This window comes from Streptomyces sp. NPDC039423 (assembly GCF_055598725.1).
Genome location: NZ_JBVKAH010000002.1, coordinates 97,883 through 113,695, shown reverse-complemented (window position 1 = coordinate 113,695; position 15,813 = coordinate 97,883). Strand labels below are relative to the sequence as shown.

12 protein-coding genes are annotated in these 15,813 nt (G+C 73.0%); 9 read left to right on the top strand and 3 right to left on the bottom strand.

The features are described from left to right. Positions 1–61 precede the first annotated feature (61 nt). The 6 genes from ACZ7LK_RS06415 to rarD all read left to right on the top strand — a co-directional run bounded on the left by ACZ7LK_RS06415 (position 62) and on the right by rarD (position 8,342). Positions 62–1,228: a sensor histidine kinase gene (locus ACZ7LK_RS06415; RefSeq protein WP_471138716.1), complete on the top strand. Its 1,167-nt coding sequence runs from the start codon at positions 62–64 to the stop codon at positions 1,226–1,228. A gap of 169 nt (positions 1,229–1,397) precedes the next feature. Then, positions 1,398–2,711 (top strand): sensor histidine kinase, encoded by a 1,314-nt coding sequence (locus tag ACZ7LK_RS06410; RefSeq protein WP_471138715.1) that lies wholly within the window; start codon positions 1,398–1,400, stop codon positions 2,709–2,711. Between the two features lie 281 nt (positions 2,712–2,992). Beyond that, complete coding sequence (locus ACZ7LK_RS06405) at positions 2,993–3,664, top strand: response regulator transcription factor (RefSeq protein WP_392272694.1); 672 nt, start codon at positions 2,993–2,995, stop codon at positions 3,662–3,664. A 287-nt stretch (positions 3,665–3,951) separates the two neighbouring features. Beyond that, positions 3,952–5,925, top strand: a complete 1,974-nt coding sequence (locus ACZ7LK_RS06400; RefSeq protein WP_392272566.1) for a 2-oxoacid:acceptor oxidoreductase subunit alpha — start codon at positions 3,952–3,954, stop codon at positions 5,923–5,925. Continuing rightward, positions 5,918–6,967, top strand: a complete 1,050-nt coding sequence (locus ACZ7LK_RS06395; protein ID WP_471138713.1) for a 2-oxoacid:ferredoxin oxidoreductase subunit beta — start codon at positions 5,918–5,920, stop codon at positions 6,965–6,967. The genes ACZ7LK_RS06400 and ACZ7LK_RS06395 overlap by 8 nt, the downstream gene beginning before the upstream one ends. 319 nt (positions 6,968–7,286) lie before the next feature. Continuing rightward, positions 7,287–8,342: an EamA family transporter RarD gene (gene rarD / locus ACZ7LK_RS06390; RefSeq protein WP_392272695.1), complete on the top strand. Its 1,056-nt coding sequence runs from the start codon at positions 7,287–7,289 to the stop codon at positions 8,340–8,342. A 78-nt stretch (positions 8,343–8,420) separates the two neighbouring features. On the opposite strand, the gene ACZ7LK_RS06385 is transcribed toward rarD, so the two are convergent. After that, positions 8,421–9,038 carry a CGNR zinc finger domain-containing protein gene (locus tag ACZ7LK_RS06385; RefSeq protein ID WP_392272568.1) on the bottom strand — a complete coding sequence of 206 codons (618 nt, stop codon included), beginning with the start codon at positions 9,036–9,038 and terminating at the stop codon, positions 8,421–8,423. 21 nt (positions 9,039–9,059) lie between these two features. Here ACZ7LK_RS06385 and ACZ7LK_RS06380 point away from each other — a divergent pair, with 21 nt between their 5' ends. Continuing rightward, positions 9,060–9,512, top strand: a complete 453-nt coding sequence (locus tag ACZ7LK_RS06380) for a VOC family protein (RefSeq protein WP_392272569.1) — start codon at positions 9,060–9,062, stop codon at positions 9,510–9,512. A gap of 247 nt (positions 9,513–9,759) precedes the next feature. Continuing rightward, a complete protein-coding gene (locus ACZ7LK_RS06375) occupies positions 9,760–11,139 on the top strand; it encodes a M28 family peptidase (RefSeq protein ID WP_392272570.1) in 1,380 nt (459 codons plus the stop codon). Positions 11,140–11,214: 75 nt separating this feature from the next. Here the strand turns inward: ACZ7LK_RS06375 and ACZ7LK_RS06370 are convergent, their stop codons facing one another. Then, entirely contained in the window at positions 11,215–12,420 is a 1,206-nt protein-coding gene (locus ACZ7LK_RS06370) for a LolA family protein (RefSeq protein ID WP_471138710.1), read from the bottom strand. A gap of 130 nt (positions 12,421–12,550) precedes the next feature. After that, positions 12,551–13,561: a polyprenyl synthetase family protein gene (locus ACZ7LK_RS06365; protein ID WP_392272572.1), complete on the bottom strand. Its 1,011-nt coding sequence runs from the start codon at positions 13,559–13,561 to the stop codon at positions 12,551–12,553. 249 nt (positions 13,562–13,810) lie between these two features. Between ACZ7LK_RS06365 and ACZ7LK_RS06360 the strand changes: the two genes are divergently transcribed. Further along, positions 13,811–15,772, top strand: coding sequence for a CocE/NonD family hydrolase (locus ACZ7LK_RS06360; protein ID WP_471138708.1), 1,962 nt, complete (start codon positions 13,811–13,813; stop codon positions 15,770–15,772). Positions 15,773–15,813: the final 41 nt, after the last annotated feature.

Below are 15,813 nucleotides of genomic sequence, written 5' to 3'. Positions count from 1 at the left end.
ACGTCACGTCCCCCCACGAACCCCATGGCGTGCGCCGGTGCGGCCCGGCAGGCTGGGCCGCATGACCGCACGCATCGCATTCGACCGGCACGTCTGGAAGGAGGTCGCCCACCTCCTGGCCAACTTCCCGATGGCCCTGACCGGGTTCGTCTACGTGGTGACCATGGTGGCCGTCGGGGCCGGGCTGTCGGTGACCGTGGTCGGCCTGCCGCTGCTGGCCGCCGGTCTGGCGGGAGCGCGGCTGCTGGGCCGGGCGGAGCGGGTGCGGGCGAGGCTGCTCCTCGGCCTGCGGATCGACGAGCCGAGCACGCTGCCGTACTGGCCGCGCGGTGATCTGGGCCGCTGGCTGTGGACGGCGCTCAAGGATCCGGTGGCGTGGCGGACGGTGCTGTACCACTTCGTCCGGCTGCCCTGGGGCGTGCTGACGTTCGCCGTGACCCTGGTGGGGCTGATCGTGCTGTGGCCGGTGCTGCCGTACGTCGTCCGGGGGCTGGCCAACGCCGACCGGGCGATGGTGCGCGGGCTGCTGGCGCCGTCCGACGAGCTGGAGCGGCGCGTGGCGGAGCTGGAGTCGGACCGGGGGGTGGTCGTCGACACGGCCGCCGCCGACCTGCGCCGTATCGAGCGGGACCTGCACGACGGCGCCCAGGCCCGGCTGGTGGCCCTCGCCATGGGGCTCGGCCTGGCGAAGGAGAAGCTGCTGGAGGACCCCGAGGCCGCGGCCGCCATGGTCGACGAGGCGCACGGCGAGGTGAAGCTCGCCCTCCAGGAGCTGCGCGACCTGGCCCGGGGCATCCACCCCGCCGTCCTCACCGACCGCGGACTGGACGCCGCCCTGTCCGCGATCGCGTCCCGCTGCACCGTGCCGGTCACGGTGACCGTCGACCTGGCGGAGCGGCCGGCCGAGGCGATCGAGGGGATCGCCTACTTCACCGTCTCGGAGCTCCTCCAGAACGTCTCGAAGCACTCCCGGGCGCGCTCGGCCGCGGTCGACATATGGCGGGCGGACGACCGGATGCTGATCCAGGTCAGCGACGACGGGCACGGGGGCGCCCGGCTCGACGGGGGCACGGGCCTGGCGGGCCTGGCGGAGCGGCTCGGGGCGGTGGACGGCCTGTTTCTCCTGGAGTCCCCGGCCGGCGGGCCGACGGCGGTCACCGCCGAGCTGCCCTGGCGCCGCCGTGAGGTGCCCCCCTCCCCCTCCACCGCCACCGCCACCACCCGCTAGCGGACCCGACCTAGGGGGGATAACCCCCGGTCGAAGACGGATACGGGCCTCATGGTGCCGGCCGGCCCGAACCAGCAGGCTTGACGTACGGAACGCGGCGTACCCCGCCGCACCCCCTCTGACGCGCATCGCGCCCGTGGGCGACGACGAGAAACGGACGGACTTTCCGATGGCCCTGGCTTATGGACCGGAGACCGGGCAGCACCGCCTTCCCGCGGCGTTGCGGGCACCCTTCGAGGCCCGGACGTGGCGCGAGTTCGGGTATCTGCTGACCGGACTGCCGCTGAGCATCTTCTTCTTCGCCTCGTCCATAGCCATGGTGTCGCTCGGCGCCGGCCTGGTCGTCACCTTCCTCGGCATTCCGCTGCTCGCCGCCGCCCTGGTCATGTGCCGTGGTTTCGGCGCGGTGGAGCGGGCGCGGGCGCGGCGCCTGCTGGGGTTGAAGATCGCCGCTCCGTCGCCCGTGCGGGGCCGGTCCGGGGGCGGGCTGATGGGCTGGGTGGGCGGCGTCCTCAAGAGCGGCGAGTCCTGGCGCCACTTCCTCTACTCGGTGGTGCACATGCCGTGGGCGATCTTCGCCTTCACGGTCGCGGTGGTCTTCTGGACATACGGCTGGGGCTTCCTGACGTACCCGCTGTGGCGGTGGGTCTTCCCGGTGTACGCGGGGGTGGGCGGTCTTCAGCTGTACGGCGACGGGACGCACGACTTCTACCTGGACTCCCCGCTGGAGATAGCGGCGACCAGCCTGGTGGGGCTGCTGTTCGTGCTGGTCACACCGTGGGTGATCCGGGCGCTGGCGACGGTGGACCGGCTGATGGTGACCGGGCTGCTGAGTCCGTCGCGGCTGGCGACCCGCGTGGTGGAGCTGGAGTCGGACCGGGGGGTGGTCGTCGACACGGCCGCCGCCGACCTGCGCCGTATCGAGCGGGACCTGCACGACGGCGCCCAGGCCCGGCTGGTGGCCCTCGCCATGGATCTGGGTCTGGCGAAGGAGAAGCTGCTGGAGGACCCGCGGACGGCGGCCGCCATGGTCGACGAGGCGCACGGCGAGGTGAAGCTCGCCCTCCAGGAGCTGCGCGACCTGGCCCGGGGCATCCACCCCGCCGTCCTCACCGACCGCGGACTGGACGCCGCCCTGTCCGCGGTGGCCTCCCGCTGCACCGTGCCGGTGCGGGTGGAGGTGGATCTGCCGACGCGGCCGGCGGCGGCGATCGAGGGGATCGCCTACTTCACCGTCTCGGAGCTCCTCCAGAACGTCTCGAAGCACTCACGAGCCACGCGTGCCACGGTCGACGTATGGCGAGTGAACGACAGGCTGATGCTCCAGGTGACGGACGACGGCTGTGGCGGCGCGGACGTGACCGGGGGCAGGGGCCTCGCGGGGCTGACGGAGCGGCTGGACGCGGTGGACGGCATCCTCGCCGTGCAGTCGCCGGCCGGGGGGCCGACGACGGTCACCGCCGAGCTGCCCTGGAGGGGCTGACACCCCCGGCCGCTGCGCCGGTCCGGCTGCCGTGCCCCCGCCCTCCCGGGCGGGGGCGGCGACCGCGGCGTCCCCGCGGTGTCCGCCTCCCGGCGCGTCCCCTCCCCCGCCCCGGTGACCGCTTCCCGGCGCGTCCCCTCCCCCGTCCCGGTGGCCGCTTCCCCGCCGTCGGCCGGCCAGTTGTCCACAGGCCGGCCCGTCGGCGACCGGCGGCTGGGATGCTGGGTCCCAGACGCGGGAACCGCGTCGTGGACATCGATTCATGGGGGATGCGGCTCGTGGTGGAGGACAGGGTTCGGGTGGTCATCGCGGAGGATTCCGTACTGCTCCGGGAGGGACTGACCCGGCTGCTGACCGACCGGGGGCACGATGTCGTCGCCGGTGTCGGGGACGGCGAGGCGCTGGTCAAGACGGTGGACGCGCTGGCGGTCGAGGACGCGCTGCCGGACGTGGTGGTCGCCGACGTGCGGATGCCGCCGACCCACACCGACGAGGGGGTGCGGGCGGCGGTGCGGCTCCGGAAGGAGCACCCGGGCATCGGCGTGCTGGTGCTGTCGCAGTACGTGGAGGAGCGGTACGCCACGGAGCTGCTGGCCGGGAGCAGCCGGGGCGTGGGCTATCTGCTGAAGGACCGGGTCGCCGACGTCCGGGAGTTCGTGGACGCGGTGGTGCGGGTGGCCCGGGGCGGCACCGCGCTGGATCCGGAGGTGGTGGCCCAGTTGCTGGGCCGCAGCCGCAAGCAGGACGTGCTGGCGGCGCTGACGCCGCGCGAGCGGGAGGTCCTCGGTCTGATGGCGGAGGGCAGGACGAACTCCGCGATCGCCCGTGAGATGCGGGTGAGCGAAGGCGCGGTGGAGAAGCACGTGAGCAGCATCTTCCTGAAGCTCGGGCTGTCGCCGAGCGACGGTGACCACCGGCGGGTGCTCGCGGTGCTGACCTATCTGAACGGCTGACGTGCGGCGCCCGCGCAGCCGGCTCCACCGGCCACTGAGCCTGCCGCAGGGCCCGGTACCGAAGGATGAGTCGGGAGCGTCGTTACCGAACGGCGCGGGGGGAGACGAAGCATGATGATCCAGGGCGTAAGGATGTCTCAGAGAGACGTCCATCATGTGAGCGGTCCAGGGAAGGCGACCCTTACGGACGTAGGGTGGGCCTTGGGACGGCCGGTGGGCCGGCTGTCTCCCGAGCGTTCCCCCGCCGACGGCGGGGTGGCCCCTTGTCTCGAGGGAGGTCCAGTTCAGTGACCAGCCAGGTCAGTAGCCCAGCCGAGCAGGCCGACGGGTCCGGCGGAGCCGGCGAGGCGGCCGGCGAGGCCGTCGTCGGGGAACAGCGTGGCGGCCCCGGCCGCAACGGTGCGGAGAAGGAAGTACGCCGTCTGGACCGGGTGATCATCCGCTTCGCGGGTGACTCGGGCGACGGTATGCAGCTCACGGGTGACCGGTTCACGTCGGAGACGGCGTCGTTCGGCAACGACCTGTCGACCCTGCCGAACTTCCCGGCCGAGATCCGCGCCCCCGCCGGCACCCTGCCGGGCGTCTCGTCCTTCCAGCTGCACTTCGCCGACCACGACATCCTCACCCCGGGTGACGCGCCGAACGTCCTGGTCGCGATGAACCCCGCCGCGCTGAAGGCGAACATCGGCGACGTGCCGCGCGGCGGCGAGATCATCGTCAACACCGACGAGTTCGCCAAGCGCGCCATGGCGAAGGTCGGTTACGAGACCTCGCCCCTGGAGGACGGGTCCCTGGACGGGTACCGGGTCCACCCGGTACCGCTGACGACCCTGACGATCGAGGCGCTCAAGGAGTTCGGCCTGTCCCGCAAGGAGGCCGAGCGTTCCAAGAACATGTTCGCGCTCGGGCTGCTCAGCTGGATGTACCACCGGCCGACCGAGGGCACCGAGAAGTTCCTGCGGCAGAAGTTCGCCAGGAAGCCGGAGATCGCCGAGGCCAATGTGGCCGCGTTCCGGGCGGGCTGGAACTTCGGCGAGACGACCGAGGACTTCGCCGTCTCCTACGAGGTGGGCCCGGCCACCAAGGCGTTCCCCACCGGCACCTACCGCAACATCTCCGGGAACCTGGCGCTGTCCTACGGCCTGATCGCCGCGTCCCGGCAGGCCGACCTGCCGCTGTACCTGGGGTCGTACCCGATCACCCCGGCCTCGGACATCCTGCACGAGCTGTCCAAGCACAAGAACTTCGGCGTCCGCACCTTCCAGGCGGAGGACGAGATCGCCGGCATCGGTGCCGCCCTGGGCGCGGCCTTCGGCGGGTCGCTGGCGGTCACCACCACGTCGGGCCCCGGTGTGGCGCTGAAGTCGGAGACCATCGGGCTCGCGGTCTCGCTGGAGCTGCCGCTACTGATCGTGGACATCCAGCGCGGCGGCCCGTCCACCGGTCTGCCGACCAAGACCGAGCAGGCCGACCTGCTCCAGGCGATGTACGGGCGCAACGGCGAGGCCCCGGTACCGGTCGTGGCACCGAGGACCCCGGCGGACTGCTTCGACGCGGCCCTGGAGGCGGCGCGTATCGCGCTGACCTACCGGACCCCGGTGTTCCTGCTCTCCGACGGTTACCTGGCCAACGGCTCGGAGCCGTGGCGCATCCCGGACCTGGAGGAGCTGCCCGACCTGGGCGTCCGGTTCGCCACCGGGCCCAACCACACCCTGCCCGACGGCACCGAGGTCTTCTGGCCGTACAAGCGCGACCCCGAGACGCTGGCCCGCCCGTGGGCGCTGCCCGGCACGCCCGGGCTGGAGCACCGCATCGGCGGCATCGAGAAGCAGGACGGCACGGGCAACATCTCCTACGACCCGGCCAACCACGACTTCATGGTCCGCACCCGGCAGGCCAAGATCGACGGCATCGACGTGCCGGAGCTGGAGGTCGACGACCCGGGTTCCGCCGCCCGCACCCTGGTGCTGGGCTGGGGCTCGACGTACGGGCCGATCACGGCGGCGGTGCGGCGGCTGCGGTCGGCCGGCGAGTCCATCGCCCAGGCCCACCTGCGCCACCTCAACCCCTTCCCGAAGAACCTCGGGGTCGTGCTCCGGCGGTACGACAAGGTCGTCGTGCCGGAGATGAACCTGGGCCAGCTCGCCACTCTCATCAGGGCGAAATATCTGGTCGACGCACACAGCTACAACCAGGTGAACGGCATGCCGTTCAAGGCCGAGCAGCTCGCCACGGCTCTCAAGGAGGCCATCCATGACTGAGGCGCTGAAGCTGGTGCCCAAGGCCGAGGCCAAGCAGTCCATGAAGGACTTCAAGTCCGACCAGGAAGTGCGCTGGTGCCCCGGTTGCGGTGACTACGCGATCCTCGCCGCCGTGCAGGGCTTCATGCCCGAGCTCGGCCTGGCGAAGGAGAACATCGTCTTCGTCTCCGGGATCGGCTGCTCCTCCCGTTTCCCGTACTACATGAACACCTACGGGATGCACTCGATCCACGGCCGTGCGCCCGCGATCGCGACCGGTCTGGCCTCCTCCCGCACCGATCTGTCCGTATGGGTCGTCACGGGCGACGGCGACGCGCTGTCCATCGGCGGCAACCACCTGATCCACGCCCTGCGGCGCAACGTCAACCTCAAGATCCTGCTGTTCAACAACCGGATCTACGGGCTCACCAAGGGGCAGTACTCCCCGACGTCCGAGGTCGGCAAGGTCACCAAGTCGACGCCGATGGGCTCGCTCGACGCGCCGTTCAACCCGGTGTCGCTGGCGATCGGCGCGGAGGCGTCGTTCGTGGCGCGGACCGTCGACTCGGACCGCAAGCACCTCACCGAGGTGCTGCGGCAGGCCGCCGACCACCCCGGCACGGCGCTGGTGGAGATCTACCAGAACTGCAACATCTTCAACGACGGCGCCTTCGAGGCACTGAAGGACAAGGAGCAGGCGGAGGAGGCGGTGATCCGCCTGGAGCACGGGCAGCCGATCCGCTTCGGCCCGGACGGCGCCAAGGGTGTCGTGCGGGACCCGGCCACCGGTGATCTGAAGGTCGTCGTGGTGACTCCGGAGAACGAGGACCGGATCCTGGTCCACGACGCCCACAGCGCGAGCCCCACCACGGCGTTCGCGCTGTCCCGGCTCGCGGACCCGGACACTCTGCACCACACGCCCATCGGGGTGTTCCGGTCCGTCGAACGTCCCGTGTACGACACGCAGATGGCCGACCAGCTCGACGCGGCCGTCGAGCTGAACGGCAAGGGCGACCTCGCCGCGCTGCTCGCGGGCAAGGACACCTGGACGGTCGTCGGCTGACGTTCCGCGGCGGGCGTCGCCGCCACCGCTCGAAGGCCCGGGTCCTCCTCAGGAGGCCCGGGCCTCGTCGTCGGCACCGTACGCCCGCCGGACGCCGCCGAGTGCCGGCCGGCGGTCCCCTCCGCCGGCCGTGACGCGCACTGTGACGGAGCTGTCATGACCGTATGCCGGTACGGGCATGACAGCCGCCCTCGCCCGGCGCTACCGTCGACGGCAGGGCGTAGCGCGGGGCACGGCGGGAAGGACGGGGCGGCCAGTGGTGGCGAAGAACGGCGGCGAGCAGCGGGCAGGACTCCTCTACGGCATCAGCGCCTACGGCATGTGGGGGCTCGTGCCGCTCTTCTGGCCGCTGCTGAAGCCTGCCGGGGCCATCGAGATCCTGGCCCACCGCATGGTCTGGTCCCTGGCCGTCGTCGGCGTGGCCCTCCTTGCCCTGCGCCGCTGGGGCTGGGTGCGCGAGCTGCTGCGCCGGCCCCGCAAGCTCGGACTCATCGCGATAGCCGCCTCGGTGATCACCGTCAACTGGGGCCTGTACATCTGGGCCGTGAACGCCGGGCAGGTCGTCGAGGCCTCGCTCGGCTACTTCATCAACCCGCTGGTCACCATCGCGATGGGGGTCCTGCTGCTCAAGGAGCGGCTCCGCCCGGCGCAGTGGGCGGCGGTCGGCACGGGCTTCGCGGCGGTGGTGGTGCTGGCGGTGGGCTACGGGCGGCCGCCGTGGATCTCCCTCATCCTGGCGTTCTCCTTCGCCATCTACGGGCTGGTGAAGAAGAAGGTCAACATCGGGGGCCTGGAGTCACTGGCGGCGGAGACCGCGATCCAGTTCCTGCCCGCGCTGGCCTTCCTGCTGTGGCTGGGCTCCCGGGGCTCGGCGCACTTCGGCACCGAGGGCGCCGGCCACGCGGCCCTGCTCGCCGCGACCGGCGTGGTCACCGCCGTGCCGCTGGTCTGTTTCGGCGCGGCGGCGATCCGGGTGCCGCTGTCCACGCTGGGGCTCCTGCAATACCTGGCGCCGGTGTTCCAGTTCCTGCTCGGCGTCGTGTACTTCCACGAGGAGATGCCGCCGGAGCGGTGGGCGGGCTTCTCGCTGGTCTGGCTGGCCCTGACGATCCTGACCTGGGACGCGCTGCGGACCTCGCGGCGTACGAGGGCGGAGGCGGCGGCCCTGCGGCGCGCGGCAGCGGCGGCGGCCGGGGCCGAGGCGGACGGGGAGGCGGCCCGTCCGGCGGACCGGCCGGTTACCGTTCCCGCCGCCCGCCCGGACGACAGCGAGCCGGGCCGCCGGGCGGACCGGCTCGCCGAGGACGCCCCGGCGACCCGGGGCCGCGCCGGCGCCTCCCGGCCGGGGGCCGCGTCCGCGGAGCGCACGCCCTAAGGAGCACGGCCTTGCCTGGCCCGGCCGCGGAGAACACGCCGATCTCCCAGCCCGCGTCGCGGGTCGGTCCGGTGGGCATCACGCTTCTCCTTCCGGATGGCCGCGGGCCCGGTGGGCCCGCACCTTCTGGCGGTTGCCGCACCGCTCCATCGCGCACCAGCGGCGGCGGCCGGGCCGGGAGGTGTCGACGAAGAGCAGCGAGCAGTCGTGGGCGCCGCACTCGCGGATCCGGCCCGCCGCCGCCCAGGCTCCGGTGAACAGGTCGATCGCGTCCCGGGCGACCATCGACAGCAGCCCGGCCACGCCCGCGCCGGGCACCCACTCCCGCCGGCCGTCCGCCGTCATCCGCACGGCCGGCGGCGGGGCGGCGGCCGCGCCGTTCACCACCGCCAGCGCGGCGGCGTCGAGCGGGCGGCCGTGCGCCCGGGCGGCGGTGAGCACGTGCAGCGCGTCGCGCAGCTCCCGGACCGCCGCCAGGTCCGGCTCCCCGACGGGTGGCAGGGGCAGGCCCGGCGGGTCGAGGCGGCTCGCCGCCACCCACTCCGCCAGCCCGGCCGGCGTGTCGAGGACCTCGTACCGGGCGAGGGGCCCGGGGCCGCCCGTGGGCAGCAGCTCCAGGCACAGGGCACCCGGGTCGAAGCGGAAGGGGCGGCCCTCCGGCGTGTACAGGGTCAGACCCGTTGCGGACTCACTCACGTAACCACTATAAGTAGTTACATGACACCGCTCCACTGGAAGCTCGTGATCGACGCCACCGACCCGCACGCGCAGACCGCCTTCTGGGCCGGGGCCCTCGGGTACCTGGCCGAGGACAACAGCGCCCACATCGACCGGCTGATGGGGCTGGGGTACGTGACGGAGACCGACACCGTCCTCGTCGGCGACCGCCGGGCGTTCCGGGATCTGGCCGCCGTCCGGCATCCGGACGATCCGTACGACGAGACGACCGGCACCGGACTGGGCAGGCGGCTGCTCTTCCAGCGCGTACCGGAACCGAAGACCGGGAAGAACCGCCTGCACCTCGATGTGCACGCCGCTCCCGGCCGGCGGGACGCGGAGGTGTCCCGGCTGGAGGCGCTGGGCGCGTCCGTGCTGCGCCACGTCAAGGAGCCGGGCGGCGAGTGGACCGTGATGGCGGACCCGGAGGGCAACGAGTTCTGCGTCCAGTAGCCGCCGGCGCGGGGGGCCTGTGGTGGTGTGCGTTCCGCGACCGTTCGGGAGCAAGAACGGTCCGATATGCGAACGCCCGTGACCGGATTACGCCCTTGACGGTAGGTCAAACTCTCGCTGAACATTCAGCACGCACATCGCACCAGTAGCTCCATCAGCTTCACCAGCTCCAACGCCCCGCGCCGATCCCGGCCCGGGGCGTCTCGCACGTTCCGTCCCATCCCCGTACGGAATCCGGAGCCCCCACATGAGCCTCTCCGCCCACCACCACATACCCAGACGCACCGCCGCCATCGCCGCGCTCGCGGTCGCCGGCCTCCTGTCCACCGCCGCACCGGCGGCCACGGCGGCCACCTCGGCACGCACCACCGCGCCCTCGGCCCCGGCGGCCACCACGGCCGCCGCCACCGCCACCGCCGCGGTGGCCGCGCCCGACATCCCCGTCGCCAACGTCAAGGCGCACCTCGCCCAGCTCCAGTCCATAGCCGGCGCCAACGGCGGCAACCGCGCCCACGGCCGCACCGGCTACAAGGCCTCGATCGACTACGTGAAGGGCAAGCTGGACGCCGCCGGATTCACCACCACCGTCCAGCAGTTCACGTACAACGGCACCACCGGCTACAACCTCATCGCCGACTGGCCCGGCGGCGACGCCAACCAGGTCGTCATGGCCGGCGCCCACCTCGACTCGGTCTCCTCCGGAGCCGGCATCAACGACAACGGCTCCGGTTCCGCCGCCGTGCTGGAGACCGCGCTCGCCGTCTCCCGCGCCCAGCTCCAGCCCGCCAAGCACCTCCGCTTCGGCTGGTGGGGCGCCGAGGAACTCGGCCTGGTCGGCTCGAAGCACTACGTCAACAACCTGCCCGCCACCGAGCGCGCCAAGGTCTCCGGCTACCTCAACTTCGACATGATCGGGTCGCCCAACCCCGGCTACTTCGTCTACGACGACGACCCCACCATCGAGAAGACCTTCAAGGACTACTTCGCCGGCCTCGGCGTCCCGACCGAGATCGAGACCGAGGGCGACGGCCGCTCCGACCACGCCTCGTTCAAGAACGTGGGCATCCCGGTCGGCGGCCTGTTCACCGGCGCGAGCCGTACGAAGACCAGCGCCCAGGCGCAGAAGTGGGGCGGCACGGCCGGGCAGGCCTTCGACCGCTGCTACCACTCCTCGTGCGACAGCACGTCCAACATCAACGACACCGCGCTCGACCGGAACAGCGACGCGGTCGCCCACGCCATCTGGACCCTGTCGGCCGGGACGACCGAACCGCCGACGGGCGACACCTACGAGAACACCGCCGACGTCGCCATCCCGGACAACGGCACGGCCGTGACCTCGACGGTCACCGTCTCGGGCCGTACCGGCAACGCCCCGGCGGCGCTCAAGGCGGGCGTCGACATCGTCCACACGTGGCGCGGCGACCTGGTCGTCGACCTGCTGGCGCCCGACGGGACGGCGTACCGCCTGAAGAACTCCAGCAGCAGCGACTCGGCCGACAACGTCCAGACCACCTACACGGTCGACGCGTCGGGCGAGGCGGCCAACGGGGCGTGGAAGCTGCGCGTCCAGGACGTGGCCGCACAGGACACCGGCTACATCAACGCCTTCCGCCTCACGTTCTGAACCCAGCCGTTCCGGACCTGAAGCGGCAGTGCCCCGCCCGGGAGTCCACCCGGGCGGGGCACCACCATGACACCGCTACTTCGTGGCGTCGCCGTTCGCCGCGGCGACCAGCGTCCCGGGGCTCACCGCGCCCACGTAGACCCTGCCGTCGTCGGTCATCAGGGCGTTGACCAGACGGGTCTTGAAGACCGTGCCGGAGCCGAACTTGCCGGTCACCTTGTCCCCCAGCGCGTCCAGGAACCCCTGCGCCTCCGCCGGCACGTCCGACGGGGCGTCCGACGGGGCACCGGCGGGAAGGCCGCCGCCCGGGCCGGCGAGCCGGGCGACCGACGTCCAGCCCCGGCCGATGACGTCGAAGCCCTCCCCGCCCGCGAACTCCTCCGGGACGGCCGGCAGCCCCTTGCCGTCCCCGGGCACCTTGCCGCCCTCGGGGCCCTTGCCGGGGGCCGGCGCGGGGCCCTCGGGCTCCTCCGTCACCTTCGTGCCCTTCGGAGGCGTGAAGGTGAACGCCGAGGCGTCCGGGCGGGCGAAGTCCACCGTGGTGAAGCCCGCGTCGATCGCGGCCTTGCCGCCCCCGCTCGGGGTGAGCGTGAACTTCAGCGGTACGCCGTTGGCCGCGTCGACCGCGACCTTGATCGACCCGATCGTCGAGCCGCTCTGCTTGGGCTTGATCACCAGCTGGTACGCGTCCCGCCCGGCGATCCGCGCCGTGCCGTCCACCGTCACCGACGTCGTGGCGTCGACGGCCTTCAGCGCCTCGTCCACCAAGTCCTTGGGGGTGGCCGGGAGCCGCGGCTCACGGTCCTCCGCGCCGCCCGCCGGACCGGCGTCGGACGAGTGCACGGCCTCCTTCGACGCGCCGTCGTAGATCCAGGCGTCCTTCCCGTCGTGCACCAGGCTGTACTGGGCGGACGCTCCGTCCACGAAGTCCAGCCGCTGCTTGTCGGGGCCGTCCGCCGCCACCCGCAGGGTGTGCGTGCCGGACGCCAGCTCCATCAGCTTGCCCGTCTCGGCGCCGCCCGGGCCTCCCGCGCCGCCCAGCCCGGCCAGCGACGGGAGCCCCAGGTCGGTCGTCACCTTCACCGTGCCGGACAACTGCTGCACGTCCGACGCGGCGATTTTCTCCACCAGTTGCTGTGCCGTGATCCCCGGCAGATCGGGGTCGCCGGACGCCGCGAGCGCCGGGACCAGCCCGATCGTCGCCGCCGCCACCCCCGCCACCGCGACCGGGACCGCGTACCGTGCCGTCCTCCGGCGTCCGGCGCTGTCGTTCGGTGCCATGTGTGCCTACCTCCACAGGTCAGCGATCCATCCTGGATCCATCTGACCAAGCGGGCACCCCCCGGGGCGTCAGACCCCGGGCTGGACTTCCGTACTGCTCAGGGATGACAACGACCCCGAGGAAACCGGGTTAGCCCGCGCGGTGCACCACCAGGTCGCACAGCTCCTCCAGCGCGGACTTCGCGTAGCAGTCCGGCAGCGGGGCCAGCGTCGCCCGCGCCTCCTGGGCGTACCGGACGGTGTCCCGCCGCGCCTGCTCCAGCGCCGGGTGGACGCGCAGCCGGCGCAGCGCCTCCGCGTGCCGGGCGTCGTCCGTGAGGTCGCCGTCCAGCAGCGCGACCAGCTCCCGGTCCTCCGCCGCGCCACCCGCGGCCGCACGGGCGCGCAGGAGCAGCACGGGCAGGGTGGGGATGCCCTCCCGCAGGTCGGTGCCCGGGGTCTTGCCCGACTCGTGGGAGTCGGAGGCGATGTCCAGGACGTCGTCGGCGAGCTGGAAGGCGACGCCGAGCCGCTCGCCGTACTGCGTGAGGATGTCCACGACCCGCTCGTCCGCGCCCGACATCATCGCGCCGAAACGGCCCGAGACGGCGATCAGCGAGCCGGTCTTGCCGGCGATCACGTCGAGGTAGTGGTCGACCGGGTCGCGTCCGTCGCGCGGACCGGCCGTCTCCAGGATCTGCCCGGTGACCAGGCGTTCGAACGCCTCGGCCTGGACGCGTACCGCCTCCGGGCCGAGGTCCGCCAGGATGTGCGAGGCGCGCGCGAAGAGAAAGTCACCCGTCAGGACGGCCACCGAGTTGCCCCAGCGGGCGTTGGCGCTGTCCACCCCACGGCGTACGTCGGCCTCGTCCATGACGTCGTCGTGGTACAGGGTCGCCAGGTGGGTGAGCTCGACGACGACGGCGGAGGGCACGACGCCCGGCGCGTGCGGATCGCCGAACTGGGCGGAGAGCATCACCAGCAGCGGACGGAAGCGCTTGCCGCCCGCCCGTACCAGGTGCTGTGCCGCCTCCGTGATGAACGGCACCTCGCTCTTGGTGGCATCGAGGAGCCCTGCCTCGACGGCCGCCAATCCGGTCTGGACATCGGCCTCAAGAGCCTGGTCCCGCACGCTCAGCCCGAACGGCCCGACTGCGGTCACGAGGGGGTCTCCTGTCTGCTGACGATCACACGGATTGTCGATGTGTCGCTGGATTCACTCAAGTCAGCGTATCCGGTCCCCTTCTGATCACCGTGGGCGCCTTCCACCCTCCCCCGGTATGTTCAAGAACAGCTCATATGATCAAAAGAGACCGCTTTGTCCCGTACCGCCGAGGCCACCGGGAGGAGGCCGCCGAGGCACCGGCGGGGCAGCCGCCAGGAACACCGACGAGACGGGTCCCGAGGCCCCATGAAGATCCGCACCGCCTTCCCGTACGAAACGGTCCACGAGGACGTCCGCGTGCCGCTCGCGGACGGCACCCTGCTGTACGCCCGGGTCTGGCGCCCGCTCACCGACGAGCCCGTCCCGGCCCTCCTCGAGTACCAGCCGGACCGGCTGACCGACTGGACCGCGCCCCGCGACGCGCAGCGCCATCCCTGGTACGCGGGCCACGGCTACGCCTCGGTACGGGTCGACGCGCGCGGGCACGGCAACAGCGAGGGCCTGCCGCACGACCCGTGGTCCGGGGCCGCGCTCGCCGACGGCGCGGAGGTGGTCGCCTGGCTGGCCGCCCGGCCGTGGTGCGCGGGCCGGGTGGGGATGTTCGGCATCGGCCGGGGCGGCTCCCTCGCGCTGCGGCTGGCCGCCGGGGCCCCGGGGCCGCTCCGGGCGGTCGTCGCGGTTTGCTGCCCCGACGGGCGGGAGGAGGGCTCCGGGGACCGCCACCTGGGCGGCGCGGCCGTCGCCGACGGGTCACCCGCACGGGCGGCCACGCTGCTCGCCTACGCCGCCCGTCCGCCTGACCCGCGGTACGTGGGGGACGCCTGGCGCGACATGTGGCTGACGCGCCTGGAAGCGCTGGAGCCACCCGTCCCCGCCCGGCCGGCGGAGCCGGAGGCCCCGGACGAGCCCGCCCCGGCCCCCGCCGAACCCGGCCCCGGGGGCGTGGCCGTCCTGGCCGTGGGCGGGTGGAGCGACCCGTACCGCGACACCGTCCTCCGGCTCGTCGAGCGGCTGCCGGCCGGGCGGGTGCGGGGGATCATCGGGCCCTGGGGGCACCGGTACCCGGACCGGGAGGGGGAGCCCGGGCCGGCGATCGGCTTCCTCCAGGAGACGCTCCGCTGGTGGGACCACCACCTGAAGGACCGGCCCACCGGCGTCATGGCCGAGCCCCTCCTCCGCTCCTGGATCTCCGGGGCCGGGCGGCCCGGCCGCTGGGTGGCCGACGGCGCCTGGCCCTCGCCGGACGTCACGCCGGTCACGTACGCCCTCCTGGGACCGCCCGTGCTGGTGCGCTCCCCGCAGCAGACGGGCCTGGACGCCGGCCGCCCCGTCCCGTCCGGCGACGACTCCGGCCCACCGCCCGACCAGCGGGCCGAGGACGCCCACTCGGCGTGCTTCGACTTCCCCGTCCCGCCGGGCGGGGCGCCCGTCGAGATCCTCGGCCGCCCCCGCGTCACCCTGGCGCTGCGCACCGACGCCCCCACCGGGCAGGTCACCGTGCGCCTCTGCGACGTCGCGCCCGACGGCTCGTCCACCCTCGTCACCCGGGGCTCCCTGGGCTTCTCCGGCCGGCCCGCCGGCCCGGTGGAGGTGGTCGTCGACCTGGACGGCACGGGGTACGCCTTCGCGCCCGGCCACCGTGTCCGGCTCGCGGTCTCCTCCGCGTACTGGCCCTGCCTCTGGCCCGGCCCGCACACCGCCGGTTTCACCGTCGACCCCGGCGCCGGCGCCCTCCGGCTGCCGGTCCGCGCCCCCGGCGCCGACGGCCCGGCAGCCGCCCCCGCCTTCGGCGGACCCGAACAGGCCCCGCCCCTCGGCGTCACCGTCCCGGCCACCCTCGACGAGACGCGGACCCGGCCGCCCGCGCGCCGGATCGTCCGGGACGTCGATGAGGGCCTGTGGCGTCTGGAGGACGCGCCCCGCCCCGGCGGAACCCGCGCCTACCCCGACGGGCTGGAGATCACCGAGAGCGCCCTGGAGACGTGGACGATCACGGAGCGGGACCCCCTGTCCGCGCGGACCCGCTCGGAGTGGAAGATCCGTCTGCATCGCCCCGACCTGCCCTGGAACGTCACCGTCGACACCCGCTCCGAGGTGCGCTGCGACGCCACCCATTTCCTCACCTCCGACGAGGTGATCTGCACGGAAGGCTCCGAGGTGGTGTTCCACCACACCTGGGAGAAGCGCGTTGCCCGTACGCCCGGCTGATCTAACGTGTCCCCCACACACGTGGAAAGCGAGGCAAGCAC